Source organism: Blastomonas sp. CCH1-A6 (assembly GCF_001556365.1).
Taxonomy (GTDB): Bacteria; Pseudomonadota; Alphaproteobacteria; order Sphingomonadales; family Sphingomonadaceae; genus Blastomonas; species Blastomonas ursincola.
The window spans coordinates 1-753 of record NZ_LSIS01000551.1 but is presented as its reverse complement, the minus strand read 5'-3'; the positions used below and the strand labels follow the sequence as shown (position 1 = coordinate 753).

Below are 753 nucleotides of genomic sequence, written 5' to 3'. Positions count from 1 at the left end.
AATTCTGCAAGCAGCCCGGAGGTCATGACGATGCGGGCCGTTCGGTCACGGCCCTCGCATGCGGCATCATTGAGCAGCGCGATGCGCTCGGTACGTTGCCGCGCGCAAGAGAGGTCGGATGTGTCATGCATTGGAGGTCTCCTTCCGATCAAAGGGGTGATCAGCGGGCAACCGGACGGCCTCGCGGGCCTCAGCCCGCAGGCTGACAAGCGGAAAGCTGAACATCGATCGCGGTCCCGGGGGCGACGGTAATGGCAACTTGCCGATCCTTGGGAATGACCCACAGGATGCCGGCGAGCGTGTCGCGGATACGCGCCGCAATGGCCTCATCTTCGCCGAGCAGCACCCGGGCCGCGAGCTCGCGCGCATCGCGCAAGAAGTGTTCGTGCTGGGTGTCCCAGGAATCGGCCTCGCTGTCGTCGCTCGCGCAGAAGCAGACGTTCTCGATGAGATCGACCAGCGTTTCGGGAGTCAGGTCATCACCCGGAACATAGGCGATGCGGATCTGGTCGATGCCGCTGTACCAGCCATCTTCGTTTACGACGAAGGCGACATCTGCCGGGATCCTTTCCTCGCGCTCGGCTTCGGTGGTGCGGTGAAAGACGCAGAACCTCAGTTCGATCGTCTCGGCACGCACATGGTCATCCAGCGGAGGGAAGCTGCCGTTCTCGGCGATGACGTGGTCCCGTTCTCCGGCAGCAACATAGAAGCGCACGTTGCCGAGCTGATGCAGCGCGTCATACCAGCCATAGC

Annotated in this window: 1 pseudogene; it reads right to left on the bottom strand. The window is 62.9% G+C overall.

The annotated features are described in order from the left end of the window. Positions 1 to 190: 190 nt before the first annotated feature. A pseudogene (locus AX735_RS26195) lies at positions 191 to 753 on the bottom strand (hypothetical protein); the annotation flags it as partial.